Origin of the sequence: uncultured Succiniclasticum sp. (genome assembly GCF_902793885.1) — a bacterium.
Taxonomy (GTDB): Bacteria; Bacillota; Negativicutes; order Acidaminococcales; family Acidaminococcaceae; genus Succiniclasticum.
Genome location: NZ_CADBFF010000016.1, coordinates 1 through 19372, shown reverse-complemented (window position 1 = coordinate 19372; position 19372 = coordinate 1). Strand labels below are relative to the sequence as shown.

Sequence of the window (19372 nt, the reverse complement as noted above, 5' to 3'; positions counted from 1 at the left end):
AACAGAAGAAACGGTTCAGCGGTGGTTAATTAAAGCCGAGAAGGGTCATGCAATGGCACAGTATAATTTGGGTATTTCTTACTATAATGGTGTAGGCATACCCAAAGACTGGAGTAAGGCCCTGCACTGGTTCAAAGCGGCTGGGGTACAGGGAATCGTTGATGCATTGTATATGATAGGCATGATGTTTCAATTTGGCAAAGGTGTTGAGCCAGACGTAAAAGAAGCGTTCCAGTGGTATTATAAAGCCGCTGAACTGGGTGATGCCGAATCACAATACAGGGTCGGAAACTCATATCACTTGGGACGAGGTGTAGAGAAAGATCTGACCGCAGCGGTGGAATGGTGGCGCAAAGCGGCAGAACAGGGGCATGCTAAGGCAAGGAATAATCTGGGTGTAGCGTATTATCGCGGAGAAGGTGTGCCGAAAAACATAAAAGAAGCGGAAAAGTGGCTGAAAAAGTAATAATTCACAGAATACAGAACAAATGTAGCATATGTTGTGCAACAAAGGAAGGGAATTTATGAGATAATAAGATGAAAGGCAATTGAATTTTGCCCGTATGCTATTTTGTTAATGAGGCTGCTACAATGGTAGAAAAAGAAATAATAAGAAAGGAACGCCTGCGGATTGGGCTAAATATCTTAGTCCGCAGGCGAGAACTTCATATGACACAGAATGAATTGGCGGAAGCATCCGGTGTTTCACGAAATCAGATTTCCAGCATAGAGAGAGGAAAAACTAATTTCGGCATGGAAGCGTTGTTTGCAATAGCTGAAGCGTTAGGGGTGGAGTATCAAGAATTGCTGAAATAATTTTATGATTGCAAGGGTCGAGGAAGAATAATCGGAAAAGCAAGATTCACTATAATGAAGATAGTGGATGGTTTGTATGGATTGACAGATAAGAAGAGTAGATATGGTTTAACAGCCTGCTTTATGTTATAATGAAAATAAAGATTAAATGAGTTTAAGGTATAAAAAGCTCTAATCAAAGTAAACCGTGAAGGTACCGAAGCTGCGGCAGTCACATATATGCCAGGGATTACTACAACTGGTGTACGATTGGATCCTGAACCTAAAGAAATAAAACTTGATAGGCCTTTCGTATATGCCATTATGCATAATGAAACTTCAATACCAGTGTTTATAGGAATTTTAAACAGTATGAAATGAGGAGATGAGGAAATAATCGTTTGATAAAAATGTGGTGGCAGTAGTCAATGAAATATTTAGAGGAATAATATATGAAAGGGGAACGCAATATGGATTCTACGAGCTATGCAGAGGAATTGTATAATCAAGCCTTAAAATATTGGTATGGGTTTGAAGGGGAAGAAGATAGAGAGTTAGCAACTGTTCTTTTTAAAAAGGCTATTGAAGAGGGTTACTGTATGCCTGCTTATGCATTAAAAATGTATAACCTAGATAATTATGTGAGCGAAAACCTTAAGTCAAATTTACAAAACGAACAAGATGTCAACAGGAGAAATTCTGCGCAAAGTGTTAGAAGCAAGTATTCTGGAAATTCACTAGAAGATGCGTTGGAAGAATGCCGTAATAGTTCAGAAAAAGGTTTCAAGATTGCAATGAAAAATGAAGCCGAATTGCGAGTGATTATAAAAGCGTGGAACAAAGAAGTCGAGAAAGCGAAAAACAATATACCAATAGGTTCAAATAGTTCAGATTCATATAAAAGCTATCTTAAAGAACTAGAAAAGACAAAAGAAGATTTACAGAAATTATGTGATCAAACAAGAAAAAATTTTATAGAAAATGCAGACCGATTACAGAACTTTACAATTACAGTTTTTGGTAAAACAATGGCTGGCAAATCAACGCTGATGGAAGTTTTAAGAGAGGGCGATGGTAGCAGTATTGGCAAGGGAACGCAGAGGACGACTAAAGATGTGCGTTCTTATCCATGGAAAAAAACTGGTATTAAATTTTATGATGTGCCGGGCATTGCTTCTGCAAAACATGGTGGTGAAGATGATAGCAGAATAGCTTTTGAAGCCGTAGAATATGCTGATTTAGTATTGTTTTTGATTACAGACGATAGTGTGCAACCAGAGGAAGCTGAATGGCTTTCAAAAATCAGGAAAAAGGGAAAGCCTGTTATTTGTATATTAAATGTTAAAGCTTGCGGTGTGAATGCTGCAAAAAGTTTTGAGCAGAGAGTAAGAATGGTAAAGAGAAAATTTACCAATGATAAAGAACGACTTGATGCAATTAAAAAGCAATTTTTAGCTTTTGCTGATTTAGACGCCATTAAACAAGATTGGTCAGATTTACCATTTTGGTATGTAGATTTACATACGGCATGGTTGTCACAGCAAGACAAAGAACATTCCAAAGAACTTTATGCTTTAAGTAATTTCAAGCAAGTAGAAGATGAAATTATTGCTATAGTGAAGAGTAAGGGTGCATTCTATCAATATAAAACATTTATTGATAATATTTATGAAGGCATATGGAATACACGGGCAAGGTTATTAGAACAAGGGAACAATCATAAAAGGAAAATACCATTAGTACTTGATAATAGGGATAAATTATCAATATTGAAAAGAGAACTCCGTGGAGACAATGCAACGGAATTAAAAGATTTTGTTGACAGTTTCGTAAATGAATTAAAGCAGAAACTACCTGGGTTTGTTGAATATCACTATAATGATAAAAACTGTGGTGCAGCTTGGGAAAAGCTTTTACGTCAACTTGAAATAGATGCAAAAATCAAAAATTTTGTTAAAGGGAGAGATAAATATATAGAAACCCGTTTGCAGGAGTTTTGCAGTGATTTTGTAAATGAATTACGATTAGCGGACAAGTTGGGCGATTTTTCTGTGCCATTTAGAGGTGAAAGTATTACTGATTTTAAATTTGGAGTAGAAGTTGCTGGCTCATTAGCCGCAATAGGGACTGCTATTCTCATCAACCCAATTATTGGAATAGGTGTTGCGATAGGAAGTAAAATCATTTCCTGGCTTTTTGATAGTAAGGAAGAAAAAATACAAGAAGCGCAACATAAGCTGAAAGAAGCCCTTAAATTTTGGATTGATGGTAGCGGATCTCCGGATTCAAAAACACGTGAGACATTTGAAAAAGCTTTCTATTCGTCATTGCGCGATTCAGGCGTGGAAAGTTTTTACGGACCTGTGAATTTTAAAACCGTATTAATGGCGATATTAGAAAAAACTGTGTACAGGAGAGAAGAGTTATATTTTGATACAGTTGATAACGCATTTAATGAATTCGTAAATGCAATACAAGATTTATATACTAAGGAATCTAATCTTGCAAATAAGTTGAAAAATAATTTAAGTGAATTAAATCAAGAATTAATTTCTAGCGCCTTTGTGTTAACTGGTATTGATGCACGACCATTAAGTATTGAGCGTGTATTAGGAATAAAAGTTGAAATGTGTTTATCTGATAGCAGCATTGAAGCCGATAAAATTAAATATCTAAATGAATTATTACAGGAAAAAGTTGTAGTGAAGTAAAATGTTAAGAAGGAGGCATTTAGAACTATGAGATTTGAAATTGGCGAAATAACCAAAAAGAGCAAGGCGTTATTACTGGATGTAAGAAATACTATAAAAAGAGTTGGCGTTGAAACCGGGGTTGATTTACACGATATTGGATTACCCGAAATGATATCCGGCAGTGACAGAAAATTGAAAATTGTGTTGGTAGGACAGTATAGTGCCGGTAAATCTACTATTATCAAACTTTTGACCGGGGCGGATGTTAAAATCGGAGCTGGAATCACAACTGATGAAGTGAAGGTATATGATTGGAACGACATTGATATTGTTGATACTCCGGGTATACAAACCGGGATAAGAGAGGATCACGATGCTAAAACAGAAAAAGCGATTCATGAAGCGGATTTATTAATGTTTGTTGTAACAAATGAAATGTTTAATCCAACAATTGCTAATTATTTTCGAAAGTTAGCTTATAAAATGGGAAAAGCAAAAGAAATTATTTTGATTATAAATAAGATGGGTCGTATTGGTAATAGTCAAAATGAACGTGAATTGTTAAAAGCTGATATACGTGAAATGTTGGAACAACCATATGAGGATTATAAAGTTTTACCAATTGACGAGTTTAGACCGTGTTTTATTGATGCAGAATCATACAACGACAGTTTGGAAGAAAAAGATAAGGATTATAAAGCAGATTTGTATGAGTTGAGTAATTATGAGGGGTTTATTGATGCATTGAATGATTTTGCGACAGATAAAGGACTCATAGGAAAATTAAAGGCTCCATTACATCAAATAGACGATGCGTTAGACAGTGCCATTAGAAAATTGCAGGAGAAATACGCGGATAAACCAGAAAATGAAGGTGCGTTATTTTTACTCCAGCAAAAGCGAAATGCAGTTTTGAAATGCAGAAAAAAATGCTGTCGAGCAGTGGAACGGGTAATCAGAAAATATGCTGCTGACATTCGTGAATTAGGTGCAACATTTTCAGCTATCATCAATACTGAGTTGACTGAAGAGAAACTAAATAAAGAAAAAGAAACCACAGAAAACTCAATTAATAATCTTTTAGTAGAACTGAACTACGATATTGAGGATAGCATTTCTAAAGAAACGGGTGAATTATGCGAGGAAATAAAAACTATTTCTAATGGCGTTTTTGCTCAGCAAGTGTTAGATCATTTGAATGAAATTAACACAGAAACAAGTAAATCCATGAAAAATATTGTAGAAGATGTAAATCAAGGTATTGGAAAATTGCTGAGTAAATTAGCTGATAAAGAATTATTGGGGCAACTAGCTAAGTTAATTGGTTATAAGTTCAAGCCCTGGGGCTTAACTAAATTGTTCAATAAACTGAAAGTTGTTAGTGAAAAATGGCCAATTATTGGAGAAATCATCTCTATTATTTTAGCGATAATTGACAAATATAAGAAAGAAAAAAGATTGGAAGAATTAAGGTCAATTAGGGAAGATATTAGAAAATCTTTCAATGAAGCGGCTTCAAAACTGGAGGCATTTGGGAAAAACGAAATTGAAAAAGAGATTAAGCAGGTATTTGAACAAACTCTTTCTGATATTGATGAAGATTTGAATTCTGTTAAAAAGGAAGATGAAAAGCGTGATAGTGCAATAAAACAATTAGATGCTTTGAAGAAACTTGAGGATGAATTATTGCATAGTATTTAAGCAAGGAATCTGATACATTTAGCATCTTTTTGTGTTTTGCTTAACGTATTAAAATGTTGAAGAGTATGTGTAATATTGCAAAAGAGGTAAACTTATATGGTAGTTGGAACATCACCAAACGAAGAAATACAAAAAATAAAAAGACTAAAGAAGACGATTTGCTTAAGGAAATCTGTGCTTGAAAAGTTGAGTGGGGTGGAACAAGAGATTGTTAGTTTAGTAAAAAAACGAGAGACGCTATTTGATGAATTAGAAAACGCAAATGGAGATATTATTTTTTTAAGAAATAATCTTTGTTCATCATTTCAAAATTTTAAGAACATAGAAAAAAAAATTGAAATGAAAGATGATGAGGATATTGTTTCAGGCGGTATTGAAGGTGAGGTGTTTATTCAGAAGATAGAAAACGAAAAGCGAAATGACTATGAAAGAGATTTAAGTGACTTAATTAAAAAATTTGAAATGATAACATATGAATTGGTTAATATTAACCGTCGTATCCTGCATTTAGAACAAATAATTAACAATGGTTTTAAAAATATGGAACCGTATGAACAGTATCATATAAGGCCATATAAAGTGAATTAATTATTAACATTAATGAAAAAAATTCCTGATAAAACAAATATTTTATGGCTACCTTTTACCCCTCTATTACCACCAGTTTTCATGCCAGCGAGGGCGAAAAGCTGGTGTACAACGCGTTGCAAAAACTGAATAGCGAGTATAGCATTATCCACTCATACCGTTGGTTAGGGGATGAAACCCAGCGCCGCAGTGAGGGTGAGGCAGATTTTCTGATTATCCATCCGGCGAAGGGGATTCTGTCTGTGGAAGTGAAAGCAGGTGGCGTGGCCTTCCGCGATGGTAACTGGATTCAAATCAACCGTAATACTGGTTCGGAAAAGGTGATGGATCCTTTCGGCCAGGCAGCGGAAAGCCAGTACCGGGTGCGGCTGCTTTTACGTAACAATTACCATGGAACCATGCCGCTCATTGGCCGGGCAGTATGGTTTACTTCCGTCTGTGTTGATAATAATTTGAAGCTGCCGCCGGAAGCGGTGCGGGATATTATTCTGGATCAGGATAGTCTGGCAGAACCGGAAAAGGCGCTGGATGCTGCTTTTGGATATTGGCAACGGAACCTCCGTTTTGTACCAACTCCTTTGACTGGTGGGCAGTACAAAGAATTATTGCGTGTGCTATTGCCGTCTTTCCAGATAGCGGAAACCATTTCCAGTAGTGCACGGGAAAACCAGACGAGCTATGTGCAGCTCACCCGACAGCAGTTCGCGGTGCTGGATTTCCTGCGTGAGCAGAAGATAGCGGCTATTCACGGCCCGGCAGGTACAGGAAAAAGCCTGCTGGCTATGGAAAAAGCCCGGATGCTGGCACAGAGCGGGCAAAAGGTTTTGTTATTGTGTTTCAATGAGTTTTTATTGCAGCATCTGCGTACCCAGGAACTGGATCCGCTGATTACGGTGCATAATGTGCGTTCCCTGGCGGAAGAAACATTGCAGGATGATTCGCTGCCCATTGAGCAGATCAATAAGTTTTTTGAAGAATACTTTGCCACGGACTTTGACGATACGGACTGGCAATATCCAAATATCGTGGTGGACGAAGGCCAGGACATCAGCGACGCCATGCTGGAACATTTATCGTTTTTGGCAGAGCTGAACGATGGAAGCTTTTATGTGTTCTATGACCGGAACCAGTTCATATTGGAACGGAACTCACCGGAACAGCCTAAGTACTTGGACAGCAAGGCGGAGTGCCGACTGGTGTTATATCGTAATTGCCGTAATACAGCGGAGATTGCGGCAACGGTTGGCTCGCTGGTGGATATGCGGCAGGAACCTTATGTGAATAATGTGCACGGGGAAAAACCGAAAGCTGTTTTTTATAATGACAAAGCTGCGGCTCGTGGAATTGCGGAACGGTTCGTAAAAGCTATGCAGGAAAACCGCGTGGCATTGGAAGATATGGTGATTCTTTCCGTCCATTCGCTGGAACACAGTGCGTTGCATGGTGTAAGGTCACTGGCAGGGATTCCGGTTTCCAATACACTGGAAGATGGAAAGGTCTGGGTCACCACAACCCGCAAATACAAAGGGCTGGAAGCCAAAGCAGTGTTGCTGATAGATGTGGAAGTTTCCAAACTGACGGACGCGGTAATGCAGCGCATGATCTACATCGGCGGAAGCCGGGCTAATACGTATCTGAAGGTTGCGTTTTATGAAGACGTGAAAAAAGGTGACTACCGGGGCATTGTAGATGCGTTGCAGGAGCAGATGAGGCGGAATGCAGAAGATGTTGATCGTTCAGAGGAAACAAAACTGCCGGGAACTCGTAAGAGCGTGGTGAAGTTGCTGAAGATGGAGCCCGCTGCAGAATAATAAAATTTGTTAAAATGTCTGGGAAAGAACATGTTTAAAGAATAAAATTGAGAAAGGAGCAATCTGATATGGGTGTCTGTGAGGACTCTCGCGATGGTTATGTTTTTGATGAGCCAACAACAATTAAAGACAAACTTAGAATGATAGAAAGGGAAGCCGGTAATATTTTTGAACCGGCAGGAGATGTTATAAATACCGTAAACAATATTTTAGATAGTAAGGCGAACCTCGAAGAGGCTATAAATCCTATACAGCGCATTAAGAATGCTTGGGATGGCATGTCAGTAGAGGAAGCTAAAGCTGTACTAAAAATAGGTGATCACATTAAGGTGATGAGACCCGCATATAGTCATCATGGCATTTATATTGGTGAAGGGAAAGTGATTGAGTACAACGAGTTTATCGTACAAGAGTCATTATTAGAAGATTTTTCTAACGGTGACAAAATTATTTTTGTTGATGAATACAGTCCATATGAAAAAGAAAAAATCGTACAACGTGCTAGGTCGCGATTGGGGGAAAGAAATTATAACTTGGTTTGGAATAATTGTGATAACTTCGCAACTTGGTGCCGGTGCGGTGGGGAGTAGGTATGTCGTTTTGTTAAATGTTTCATAATTATGAGATTAGTAGTTTATGATAAGTGTATATTGATAAAATAACAAGTAGGTGTATGTCCATGATTGTAAACGCAAAACAGTTTTCCAAGAGAACAGGTTTTCCTTTAAAAATGATACGCAGTCTATGCAGGCTGGGAGTATTGGAACACTGGAGGGCAGGGCGCGTCTACCTGTTAGATGAAGAAAAGACTATACGAAAAATGGAAATGTTGAAAGAACAGCCTCCCACAGCTGCATATTATACAGAGGTAGTGTTTGGAAAAAGGAACCGTAACAGCGTATCAACACTTGGGGATCCGCCCGAAGGGATGTCAAGAACAGAACGATTGAAACTATTGATAAAACAACGTTCTGAAAAGGAAAAAGCAAGAAGGTCTGGAAAATAAAAATACATACTCTAATAATTAATCCGGTCTGTTTTTCAGGACCGGATTTTTCTTTATTTTCCGCTTTTCTTTTTGATAAATTTGTGTTACAATATAATTAAATAAATGTTCATAAACATGAGGCGCTTTCATTGAAAATTAATCTTTAAGTGTTATAAGCATTTAATCTGGAAGGGAAGTTTTTAAGGCTGATGCTTTAGCTTAATAAATACATCGATATAGCAAGTTAACTGGCTTTTGAAGTGGAAAAGGCCGTATAAAATTTTCAATAAAAAAATAAGTCATGTAGTTAAAACTGTAGTATAATATTATTAAGAATATTTGTTCGGGAATATTCTGCTTTGGGGAGATATGGAACATGGGCAATTTTGGTGAGTTTACACATAAATATCAGGTGTCTAAAACCTTGCGGTTTGAGCTGATTCCACAGGGAAAAACGCTTGAAAACGTAGCTAAATATGGCATTGTGGATGATGATAAACGCCGCAGTGAAAATTATAAAAAGTTAAAACCTGTGATTGATCGGATTTATAAATATTTTATAGATGAATCGTTAAAAAATGTTGCTATTGACTGGCAACCATTGTATGAAGCAATTATTGCTTACCGTAAAGAACAAACAACTGCGAATGTTGTACGGCTGAAGGAAGAGCAGGAAGCCTGCCGTAAAGCTATTGCAGCTTGGTTTGAAGGTAAGGTCCCGGATAATGGAAGCAAAGATCTAAAAGAGTTTAATAAAACACAGAGCAAGCTTTTTAAAGAATTGTTTGGGAAAGAACTATTTACGGAATCCGTTACGCAGCTGTTGCCCGGACTTTCATTAACCGAAGAAGAAAAAGAACTGCTGGCTTCGTTTAATAAATTTACTTCGTATTTTGCAGGATTTTACGTAAACAGGAAAAATGTTTTTTCTGCAGATGATATCAGTACTTCCATTCCGCATCGCCTGGTGCAGGAAAACTTCCCAAAGTTTATGGATAACTGCGAAACTTACCGGCGCATCGTAAAGGAATATCCGGAACTGAAAGCAAAATTGGAAGGAACGGCGCAGGCTACTGGAATTTTTATCGGTTTTAAATTAGATGACATTTTTAAAGTAAGCTTCTACAACCATCTTTTGCAGCAGAGCCAGATAGATCTGTACAACCAGTTTCTTGGCGGTATTGCTGGTGAAGAAGGAACAATGAGAGTGCAAGGACTGAATGTAACGTTAAACCTTGCCATGAAACAGGACAAAGTACTGGGGCAGAAACTGAAGAGCATGCCACACCGCTTTATCCCTTTGTATAAGCAGATTTTGAGCGACCGTACATCCCTGTCATTTATTCCGGAAGCGTTTCAAAATGAAGTAGAAGTGTTGTTGGCAGTAGAAGAGTATCGGAAGAGCCTGAAAGCGGAACATACAACCGGGGCTGTAAAAGAAATTTTTAACAATTTGAAGGCAGCAGATTTAAGACATGTTTATGTAAATCCGGCAAAGCTTACCGCGTTTTCACAAATGTTATTTGAAGATTGGAGCCTTTGCCGGGAAAGCTTGCGTAACTGGAAATTGAGAAGTTACGGTAAAGCAGCTACCAAAAAGGTACGGGAAGAGATTGAAAGCTGGCTGAAAGAAAGTGCTATAAGCCTTGATGAATTACAGGCAGCGTTAGCGGATGGCACATTATCGGTAATAATCAACCAGAAGGTGCAGTCAGTTATTACAACGCTGGAGCAAGAGTTGACAAAACCATTGCCGAAAAAATTAAAAACGGCAGAAGAAAAAGAGTCATTGAAATCATTGTTGGATTCGGTACAGGAAGCGTATCATACGTTGGAAATGTTTGCCGTAGGTGAGAATATGGATACGGATCCGGGCTTCTATGTGCCGCTGCGTGAAGCAATGGAGGTAATTCAACCGATTATTCCGCTATATAACAAGGTACGGAATTTTGCAACGCAGAAACCGTATTCTATCGAGAAATTCAAATTGAATTTTTCTAACCCGATATTGGCAAGTGGCTGGGATGAAAACAGAGAACAACAGACTTGCGCAATCCTTTTCAGACAAGGGGAAAAATATTATCTTGGCATTTACAATGCAAAGATTAAACCGGATTTCAGTACAATAAAAGCCGGTGCAAAGGGAAACTGCTTCGAGAAGGTGGTATATAGGCAGTTCCCGGACTTTTCTAAGATGATGCCGAAATGCACAACACAGTTAAAAGAAGTGCAACAACATTTTGCTTCCTCTTCCGAGGATTACGTGTTGTATAATAAGAAGTTCATAAAGCCGTTAACTATAACAAAAGAAATATATGATTTAAATAACGTGTTATTTGACGGTAAAAAGAAATTTCAGATTGACTATCTGCGTAAAACGAAAGATGAAGACGGGTATTATCATGCTTTGCACACATGGATCAACTTTGCCAAAGAATTTGTTGCCAGCTATGAAAGCACTTCCATATATGATACGACAACCGTGCTACCGACAGAACAGTATGTTAAATTAAACGACTTTTATGGGGAACTGGATAACCTGTTTTACCGCATTAAATTTGAATCTGTTTCGGAAGCAACAATCAGTCAGTTGGTTGACGAAGGAAAACTGTTCCTGTTTCAGATCTATAATAAAGACTTCGCGGAAGGCGCAACAGGCGCGCCGAACTTGCATACGATTTACTGGAAGGCAGTCTTTGATCCGGAAAACATGAAAAATGTGGTAGTTAAGCTGAACGGACAGGCAGAATTGTTTTACCGGCCCAAGAGCGCTATGGATATAGTTCGTCATAAAGTTGGCGAAAAATTAGTAAACCGGAGGTTAAAAGATGGAACATCCCTGACAGATGAACTGCATGAAGAACTGTACCTGTATGCAAACGGGAAATTAACGAAAAAGTTATCTGCAGCGGCAGCAGCTGTTCTTCCACAAGCGGTTATATATGATGTGCATCATGAAATTGTGAAAGACCGCCGGTTTACGGAAGACAAGTTTTTCTTCCATGTTCCGCTGACGTTGAACTATAAGTGTGATAAGAATGCGGTTCAGTTTAATGCTTCCGTTCAAGAATATCTGAAAGAAAATCCAGATACTTACATTATAGGAATTGACAGGGGTGAGCGGAACCTGATTTATGCAGTTGTAATTGATCCGCAAGGGAATATCATTGAACAGAAATCATTTAACGTGATTAATGGGTTTGATTATCATAATAAATTGGAACAGCGGGAAACGGAACGGAATAAAGCGCGCCAGGACTGGACTGCAGTTGGAAAAATCAAGGAATTGAAACAAGGCTATCTTTCCCTTGTGGTACATGAAATTACAAGCATGATGGTGAGGTATAATGCCATTGTTGTATTGGAAAATCTTAATGTCGGCTTTAAACGCATACGCAGCGGTATTGCGGAGAAAGCTGTTTATCAGCAGTTTGAAAAGATGCTGATAAACAAACTGAATTACCTCATGTTTAAAGACGTGGAAGGCGCCAAACCCGGAAGTGTGTTGAATGCATATCAGCTGACGGAGCGGTTTGAGAGTTTTGCCAGCATGAGAAACCAGACAGGTTTCCTGTTCTATATACCGGCAGCCTTTACCTCAAAAATAGATCCGGCGACAGGTTTTGTTGACCCGTTCTGCTGGAGTGCAATCAAAACACTGGATGATAAGAAAACGTTTATTTCAGGGTTTGACACTCTGAAATACGACAATGTAACCGGTAATTTTATTCTTCACTTTGAAATGAAAAAGAATAAGGACTTTCAGAAGAAGCTGGAAGGCTTTATGCCTGAATGGGATATTGTTGTTGAAGCCAATAAAGATAGGAGGGATGCTGAAGGTAAGACATTTATTTCCGGAAAGCGAATTGAATTTGTGCGTGAAAACAATGGGCATGGGCATTATGAAGATTACCTGCCCTGTAAAAAGCTGGTTGAAATCCTGCAACAATATGGTATTCTGTTTGAGGACGGGAAAGATGTGCTGCCGCTTATTATGAAAAACGGTGACAGCAAACTAATACATGAAGTTTTTAAAGTAATCCGTCTTGCTTTACAGATGAGAAACAGCAATGCCGAAACGGGAGAGGACTTTATCAGCTCGCCGGTTGAAAATAATGAAGGCATTTGTTTTGATAGCCGGCTTGGTGATGAAACACTCCCGAAAGATGCGGATGCCAACGGCGCTTATCACATTGCACTGAAAGGGCTTTTGTTGTTGGAAAAGATACGGCGTGATGAGAGAAAATTAGGTATTAGCAATAGTGAGTGGTTAAACTATATTCAGTCTTTGCGCGGTTGAGCATATTGGCTGCACCCTTCGCAATTACTCAACAAATACTGTTGCGAGGGTATGATAGTTATTTATAATTTCTACTTCGGTAGATATTACGGGGCCTACTGGCAGCGGCAAAGGCTGATAAATATTTATAATTTCTACTTCGGTAGATGTTACGGGGCCTACTGGCAGCGGCAAAGACTGACAAATATTTATAATTTCTACTTCGGTAGATATTACGGGGCCGACTGGAAGAGAAAACGGCTGATAAATACTTATAATTTCTACTTCGGTAGATCTAACTGGGCCTACTGGCAGCGGCAAAGGGATATGCAGGTTCTAATCTAAGAAAAGTAATGAATACTGATGCCAGCAAAGAAAACATATAATCCGGCAAAGTAAAACTGCGCCGGATTTTTTATTGTGTTTGTTTTTTATACATTATTTGTAGGATTAAGATTGAATAATTATATTTGTTGCACGTTCACGTTAAACCCAGGCAGAAAGCGGGTCGAGAAAATAGAATTTGCGAAAACGCAGACACCATGCAGGGTTTCGCAGCGTACATTTTTGTACGCATAACGTGATATAATTTACATAGTGGAAGCTTGATGAACAGTGGGTATTATATAAAGGAAGGTGCAAGGTTATGCTGAAGAAAATAATTATTAGCGTATTATTGATAATCATTGCTCAAACTGTAATGGCGGATTTTGCTACAACGGTTTTAGGCCGTGAAATTCTGAACCCTAATGCAGCTTATGAAATTTTTTCTTCTTCCAGTATCAATCCGCCTTTAAAACTGAATACCCGGAATGGTTGTATGACTCAAATACAAATTGTTAAGGGCGAAGTGAGAGAGACCCCGATAAATCTGGTCCCGTTGGTGAGTGCTTCGGAAGAGCAAAACGGCAGGTTTACCTTATATGAAGGAAAGTATGTTTCTCAGTCTGTTTTGCTTGACAGAATAAGTGGCAAGGTCTGGTACGTCTTTTTTGGGGCGCTGAATCCCAAAGATAACAGGATTGAGGAAACGGCCTGGCATAGCGGGGAAGAATAAGGAGATAATTCTTTCATGAAAGAATTCACATGCGAAAAATGTGGCAGCAATGATCTTGTCAAGGAAGACGGATTATATGTTTGCCAGCATTGTGGAACAAAGTATAAACCGGACAAAAAGGATCCACTGTTTTCATTTTCCTTTACTGTCTCTGAGGATGATGGGGACACAGATGAAACGGAAGAAAAGGTACATATAGGCGCTTATGTTGCTCAAGTAATAAATGTTTTATGGGTTGCTCTGAAAGAATTTATTAAAGAATGTGTTAACTTTTTCCTGAAATGTTTATTATGTCTTCTTATTATTTTGAGTGCTTATTTAATATATTATTATTATTTAAGAGAACCGTTAGACATAAAAAGTGCGAGCTTGGATTCAGCTAAAGCCGCGCAAATTGTGATTCCTGCTGATAATTTGCAGCGTCTATTTTTAGAATTCAATACTGATATCACCGTGGAGGAAGTAGAGTCGGCGGTCAAAAAGTACGATTTGAAACTGGCAAAAATGGAATTTGAAAATACCAGTACCACAAAAGGTGAATTGTGCTATAAAATTGGGAAAACAGATAATTCGGTAAAATTTTCCACCGATCACCCTGAAGAATCCATTAATATATATTTTGACAAGGGAAATAACAACAGATTTATGCTAGCTGCATATTTTAATATAAAGTATTATCCTACCAGTGCGTTGCTGTATAGCTATGGACACTTTAATGCTTTTAGGGAAATAGTAAGTTCCGAAAATACTGATAAACCGGGTTTTTATTATTATAACTATGAATTGAGTTATGAAAAAAATCCACCGTACATAAAATGCAGTGATGGCAAAGAAGCCTTGCTACGCATGTTTGCATTTAAAAGATTTAGGTAAAGGAAATATCAAGATGCCTGTTATTAGCAAAAGGAACTGACGGTACTAACAGGTTTGTGGCTGAACCAGCCCATATTTAATGCTTCCTAACATTGATACCATAGTGTTCTAACAGTTAGTTACTTGGAGGGTTAATGAAATGCCGGCCATAATTATTATGATGGGTATCCAGGGAAGTGGAAAAAGCACTTTCTGCGCTAAGAATTTTCCTGAATACACCCGAATTAATTTAGATACGCTGCGTACACGGAAAAAAGAAATGGATGCTCTCTGGCAGGCTATTAAACGAAAAGAAAATATTATAATTGATAATACGAATCCAACCGTGTGTGACAGGAAGAAATACATTGAAGCAGGAAAAGCCTATCAGTATGAAATCATTGGCTGCTTCATGCAATCACAACTAGAGGAATGCATTGAACGAAACAATTCCAGAATTGGAAAAGAAAAAATACCTTCCATAGCGATTACCTGCACATCAAACAAATTGGAAATGCCGAGTTATGAAGAAGGCTTCGACAAGTTGTATTTTGTGAAGATAACCGATACGGGTTATAGTGTTTCGGAATGGAGGGCATAAAGATTATGATTAATGATGCTTTTATTGAAACAGCCAGGAACGAAAAATCGAAACGTGTTATAATATAATAATAAATTAAAATACGGCAACATTAAATATAATGTAACAGGCAGGGGAGTCAACGCAAATGAAATTGATAGATGTGTATATGATTTCGTTAGCAGTGGCAGCGTACTTACATCAAGGAATATTAACAAACTTTATAATGGCTTGTGTGGTAGTTTATTTTATAGCGTGGCTTGTAAAAAGAGGTGTTCGGCATGGCACTTGAAAAACGTGGCGGTAAACGCCCAGGGGCAGGACGACCTAAAGGTACCACCAAAGTTGTTCACAATGTACGACCACAGCATCAGTTAAGGGCGTTTGAAGACGAATGGCGTATGATTTCAAGATTTGCAAGATTAGTAAAGCATGGACGCAAAGAAGAATGCCAGTTGTTTTTAGATGGTATGGAAGAACAATGAGTAATGATACGGCGATAAGGCGTTATCTAAAACGAATTGTTAGCATCTTAGCAACGGAGGTTGATTAATTTGAAGAATAATCTCGGATTCCTAGAAGAAATTGACGACTTGCGTACTGTCTGGCCAAAGGAGGCATCAGACTTTACACCTTGGTTGGCGGCAAATATTGACCGTTTAAGCAAAGCAGTCGGTATTGATATTGATATCGAAGAAACAGAATCAGCTGTAGGGGACTTCAGTGTAGACATTTTTGCAGTTGATGCGGATACCGGCAGAAAAATTGTAATTGAAAACCAGTTAGAAGCTACCGACCATGACCATCTGGGGAAACTTATAACTTATGCTTCCGGAAAATCTGCTGGTTTGGTCATCTGGATTGTAAAGAAAGCACGGGAAGAACATCGGGCAGCAATCGAATGGCTTAATAGCCATACTACAGAAGACATAGGATTTATCTTATGCGAATTGAAACTATACCATATTGGTGATTCCGATGTTGCGCCGGCCTTTGTTGTTATCGAGCAACCTAATGATTGGGCTAAAGGAATGAAGCAGCCCAAAGCCGTGGTACAGAAGAAAAAACTGCCGCGCATTACAGACATGCTTTCATGGGGTGTTGTTAAAGTGGGGGATATCATTACGTCAAAATATAGCGATGAAGAAGTGACATTATTAGAAAATGGACACGTTTCAACAGAGAACGGTGAGTTATCCTTATTGGAATGGTTAAAAAATGCTACTGGTTGGCCTTCGGTCCATACTTATAAGTTTGCGATTCATAAAAAAACAGGGAAAACGCTTTCAGAATTAAGGAAAGAATATATGCAGGAACACACGGTAGAAGAATGATTTTGTGGAATTTTTCTATATAATAACAAGAATATATTCTAGGACTTGATACAAATGTTATAATAATAAGATAAAGTTTATAGCAGATAGTTTCAGTGAAATAAGGTGTGTTGCATAACAGTAAAAGGAAGAAAAAGCTTTTTTAAGGAGTTTTTATGGCCTTACTCAGATTATATGGGCGTGATGTTACCAGTTTTTTTCAGTTAATGGGAACCAGTGAAAATGATATTACGATATCATTAGCTTGGGTGCTTTCGAATTGCCCTGTTCTGTTAAATAGTGTCGTACGATCAATCTGTCATGTGAGAAAAGTTGATTTCAATAATGTCGAAATCGCATGCCAGGAATATGAATCCAATAAGGGATTTACAGACATTGAGATTAGGGATGATAATTCATTTCATATTATTATCGAAGCTAAACGCGGGTGGAACCTGCCAGGCAAGGCCCAAATAACCAAATACGCAAAGAGGAGAAGTTTTGCCAGGTCAAAAATTGAGAATAAATATATTGTGACCCTGTCGGAATGTACACAAAAATACGCTGCAAAGCATATTCCGGATAATGCAGGCAATGGCATTCCTGTTGTTCATCGGTCTTATCAGGATATTCTGAATATGGCAATGGAAGCATATTCAGAATCCGGTAATACAGAAAAGCGTATTCTTTCACAGTTTTGTGAATATATGAGAGGTTGGATGTCGATGCAAACTATAGAATCAAATATGGTATATGTGGTTTCCCTGTCAAAGAATTATGCTGATGACGAGTGCAACTTAACCTATATCGATATTGTGGAGAAAAAACACAAGTATTTCCATCCGTTCGATTACAGAGGATGGCCGAAAGAACCGCCGAATTACATAGCTTTCCGGTATGACGGTAAGCTCCAGTCAATTCATCATATTGAAAAATATGTTGTTACTTCCAATCTGCATGACGAGATTAAAGAAATGCCTGATAAAGAAGAAGGCGATTATTTCGTTTATCGGTTGGGCCCGGCTATCAGACCGCAAAAAGAAGTGAGAACAGGCGATATTTTTCGTAATGGCAGAGTCTGGGCCATGCTGGATACCTTGCTGACTTGCGATACGATAAGTGAAGCAAGAGATTTGACCAAGCGGCGTAAACAACAAGAAGTCTAACAGAATTAATTGATAGAGGTGCGACAATGATTACAGGCGAACTTAAAAGCAAAGTTGATTCTATCTGGGATACTATCTGGACGGGTGGAATAACCAGTCCTATAACTGTTCTGGAACAGATCACATACTTGATGTTTATGAAGCTTTTGGATGATAACCAACTGAAAGCTGAATCAAATGCCAATATTTTAGGCGTTCAGTTAAAAAACAAATTGTTTAAGGATGGTACTTGTGTTATTAGCGAGAACCCTCGCGTAGAAACAGACTATAAAAATCTTCGCTGGAATATTTTTCATAACTTTGAACCTGAAAAAATGCTTTCCAACATTCAGACCTATGTATTCCCTTTTATTAAGACCATAGGGGGAGATGGAAAAGATACCGCATTCAGCCGTTACATGAAAGATACTGTGTTCCTGATTCCTACAGCCAAAGTACTGGCAAAAGTTGTTGACGGAATTGATTCCATGGATATGAACAACAAGGATATCATGGGTGACATCTATGAGTATCTTTTGGGAAAAATTGCAGCTGCAGGCGAAAATGGACAGTTCCGTACTCCAAGACATATCATCAATATGATCGTGCAGCTGATGAAGCCCACGCTTAAAGATAAAATTCTTGACCCGGCAATGGGGAGTGCCGGATTCTTGCTTTCAAGTGCAAATTATATCAACGAGCATCAGGGCAAAGAACTGATGAAGACAGACAATCTAAAGTATTATAAAGGCGAAATGTTCTCAGGCTTTGATACAGATCAGTCTATGCTTCGTATCGGGGCAATGAACATGATGCTTCATGGAGTAGAAGAGCCTAATATTAAATATCAGGATTCATTGTCCGGTGCAAATACAGAGCGCAATGCTTACAGCCTTATTATGGCAAATCCTCCCTTTACAGGAAGCGTATTCCAGGAAGAAATCAGCAAGGATTTGCTGGCGCTTTGCAAAACCAAAAAGACAGAGTTGTTGTTTATGGCCTTGTTTATTAAAATGCTTAAAATCGGTGGCCGTTGTGCATCTATTGTCCCAGACGGAGTTTTGTTTGGTGGCAGTACCGCCCATAAAGCATTACGCAAGGAGTTGGTTGAGAATCAGCATTTAAGGGCTGTAATATCTATGCCTTCCGGTGTTTTCAAACCTTACGCAGGTGTTTCTACTGCTGTTTTGGTGTTTACCAAGACCAACGCAGGGGGAACGGATAAGGTTTGGTTCTACGATATGAAGGCTGATGGGTTCAGTCTTGATGATAAGCGCAATCCTATTGATAAAAATGATATTCCTGATGTTATTGAGCGTTTTAACAATTTAGATAAAGAGGATGCAAGAGAACGTACTGAGCAAAGCTTTTTTGTACCAAAAGAAGAAATCGCTGAAAACAATTATGACCTTTCGATTAACAAATATAAGAAAGTTGAATATAAACCTGTAGAGTATCCACCTACGTCAGAGATTCTTGCAGAAATAGAAGCTCTCAATAAACAGGTTGAACAAGAAACAGCGGTATTGCGAAAACTATTGGGATTATAAATTCGGGTTTGTAGGGATGA

The 19372-nt window shown here is 38.4% G+C and carries 17 protein-coding genes; all 17 read left to right on the top strand.

Going from position 1 to position 19372, the window contains the following annotated elements:
* The first annotated feature begins 52 nt into the window (after window positions 1–52).
* Window positions 53–466, top strand: a complete 414-nt coding sequence (locus QZV31_RS08660; RefSeq protein WP_295359661.1) for a tetratricopeptide repeat protein — start codon at window positions 53–55, stop codon at window positions 464–466.
* Window positions 467–591: 125 nt separating this feature from the next.
* Window positions 592–816 carry a helix-turn-helix transcriptional regulator gene (locus QZV31_RS08655; RefSeq protein WP_295359659.1) on the top strand — a complete coding sequence of 75 codons (225 nt, stop codon included), beginning with the start codon at window positions 592–594 and terminating at the stop codon, window positions 814–816.
* Window positions 817–990: 174 nt separating this feature from the next.
* Window positions 991–1176: a serpin family protein gene (locus tag QZV31_RS12990; RefSeq protein WP_366508706.1), complete on the top strand. Its 186-nt coding sequence runs from the start codon at window positions 991–993 to the stop codon at window positions 1174–1176.
* Window positions 1177–1247: 71 nt separating this feature from the next.
* The gene (locus QZV31_RS08650) at window positions 1248–3506 is read left to right on the top strand and encodes a GTPase (protein WP_295359657.1); all 2259 of its coding nucleotides are present in this window, start codon (window positions 1248–1250) and stop codon (window positions 3504–3506) included.
* Window positions 3507–3533: 27 nt separating this feature from the next.
* A complete protein-coding gene (locus QZV31_RS08645; RefSeq protein ID WP_295359656.1) occupies window positions 3534–5189 on the top strand; it encodes a GTPase in 1656 nt (551 codons plus the stop codon).
* A gap of 96 nt (window positions 5190–5285) precedes the next feature.
* Complete coding sequence (locus tag QZV31_RS08640; protein ID WP_295359654.1) at window positions 5286–5777, top strand: hypothetical protein; 492 nt, start codon at window positions 5286–5288, stop codon at window positions 5775–5777.
* Window positions 5778–5821: 44 nt separating this feature from the next.
* A complete protein-coding gene (locus tag QZV31_RS08635) occupies window positions 5822–7588 on the top strand; it encodes an NERD domain-containing protein (RefSeq protein WP_295359652.1) in 1767 nt (588 codons plus the stop codon).
* A 68-nt stretch (window positions 7589–7656) separates the two neighbouring features.
* Window positions 7657–8178: a lecithin retinol acyltransferase family protein gene (locus QZV31_RS08630; RefSeq protein WP_295359651.1), complete on the top strand. Its 522-nt coding sequence runs from the start codon at window positions 7657–7659 to the stop codon at window positions 8176–8178.
* A gap of 89 nt (window positions 8179–8267) precedes the next feature.
* Complete coding sequence (locus QZV31_RS08625; RefSeq protein WP_295359649.1) at window positions 8268–8594, top strand: hypothetical protein; 327 nt, start codon at window positions 8268–8270, stop codon at window positions 8592–8594.
* 358 nt (window positions 8595–8952) lie between these two features.
* Window positions 8953–12876 carry a type V CRISPR-associated protein Cas12a/Cpf1 gene (gene cas12a / locus QZV31_RS08620; protein ID WP_295359647.1) on the top strand — a complete coding sequence of 1308 codons (3924 nt, stop codon included), beginning with the start codon at window positions 8953–8955 and terminating at the stop codon, window positions 12874–12876.
* Window positions 12877–13501: 625 nt separating this feature from the next.
* Window positions 13502–13912 carry a hypothetical protein gene (locus tag QZV31_RS08615; RefSeq protein ID WP_295359645.1) on the top strand — a complete coding sequence of 137 codons (411 nt, stop codon included), beginning with the start codon at window positions 13502–13504 and terminating at the stop codon, window positions 13910–13912.
* Window positions 13913–13927: 15 nt separating this feature from the next.
* Window positions 13928–14785: a TFIIB-type zinc finger domain-containing protein gene (locus QZV31_RS08610; protein WP_295359643.1), complete on the top strand. Its 858-nt coding sequence runs from the start codon at window positions 13928–13930 to the stop codon at window positions 14783–14785.
* A gap of 139 nt (window positions 14786–14924) precedes the next feature.
* A complete protein-coding gene (locus QZV31_RS08605) occupies window positions 14925–15365 on the top strand; it encodes an AAA family ATPase (RefSeq protein WP_295359641.1) in 441 nt (146 codons plus the stop codon).
* Window positions 15366–15625: 260 nt separating this feature from the next.
* A complete protein-coding gene (locus QZV31_RS08600) occupies window positions 15626–15829 on the top strand; it encodes a hypothetical protein (protein ID WP_093729508.1) in 204 nt (67 codons plus the stop codon).
* A gap of 69 nt (window positions 15830–15898) precedes the next feature.
* Window positions 15899–16678 (top strand): hypothetical protein, encoded by a 780-nt coding sequence (locus tag QZV31_RS08595; protein ID WP_295359639.1) that lies wholly within the window; start codon window positions 15899–15901, stop codon window positions 16676–16678.
* A gap of 155 nt (window positions 16679–16833) precedes the next feature.
* Entirely contained in the window at window positions 16834–17823 is a 990-nt protein-coding gene (locus tag QZV31_RS08590; RefSeq protein ID WP_295359637.1) for a PD-(D/E)XK nuclease family protein, read from the top strand.
* A 26-nt stretch (window positions 17824–17849) separates the two neighbouring features.
* Window positions 17850–19352 carry a class I SAM-dependent DNA methyltransferase gene (locus QZV31_RS08585; RefSeq protein ID WP_295359635.1) on the top strand — a complete coding sequence of 501 codons (1503 nt, stop codon included), beginning with the start codon at window positions 17850–17852 and terminating at the stop codon, window positions 19350–19352.
* Window positions 19353–19372 lie beyond the last annotated feature (20 nt).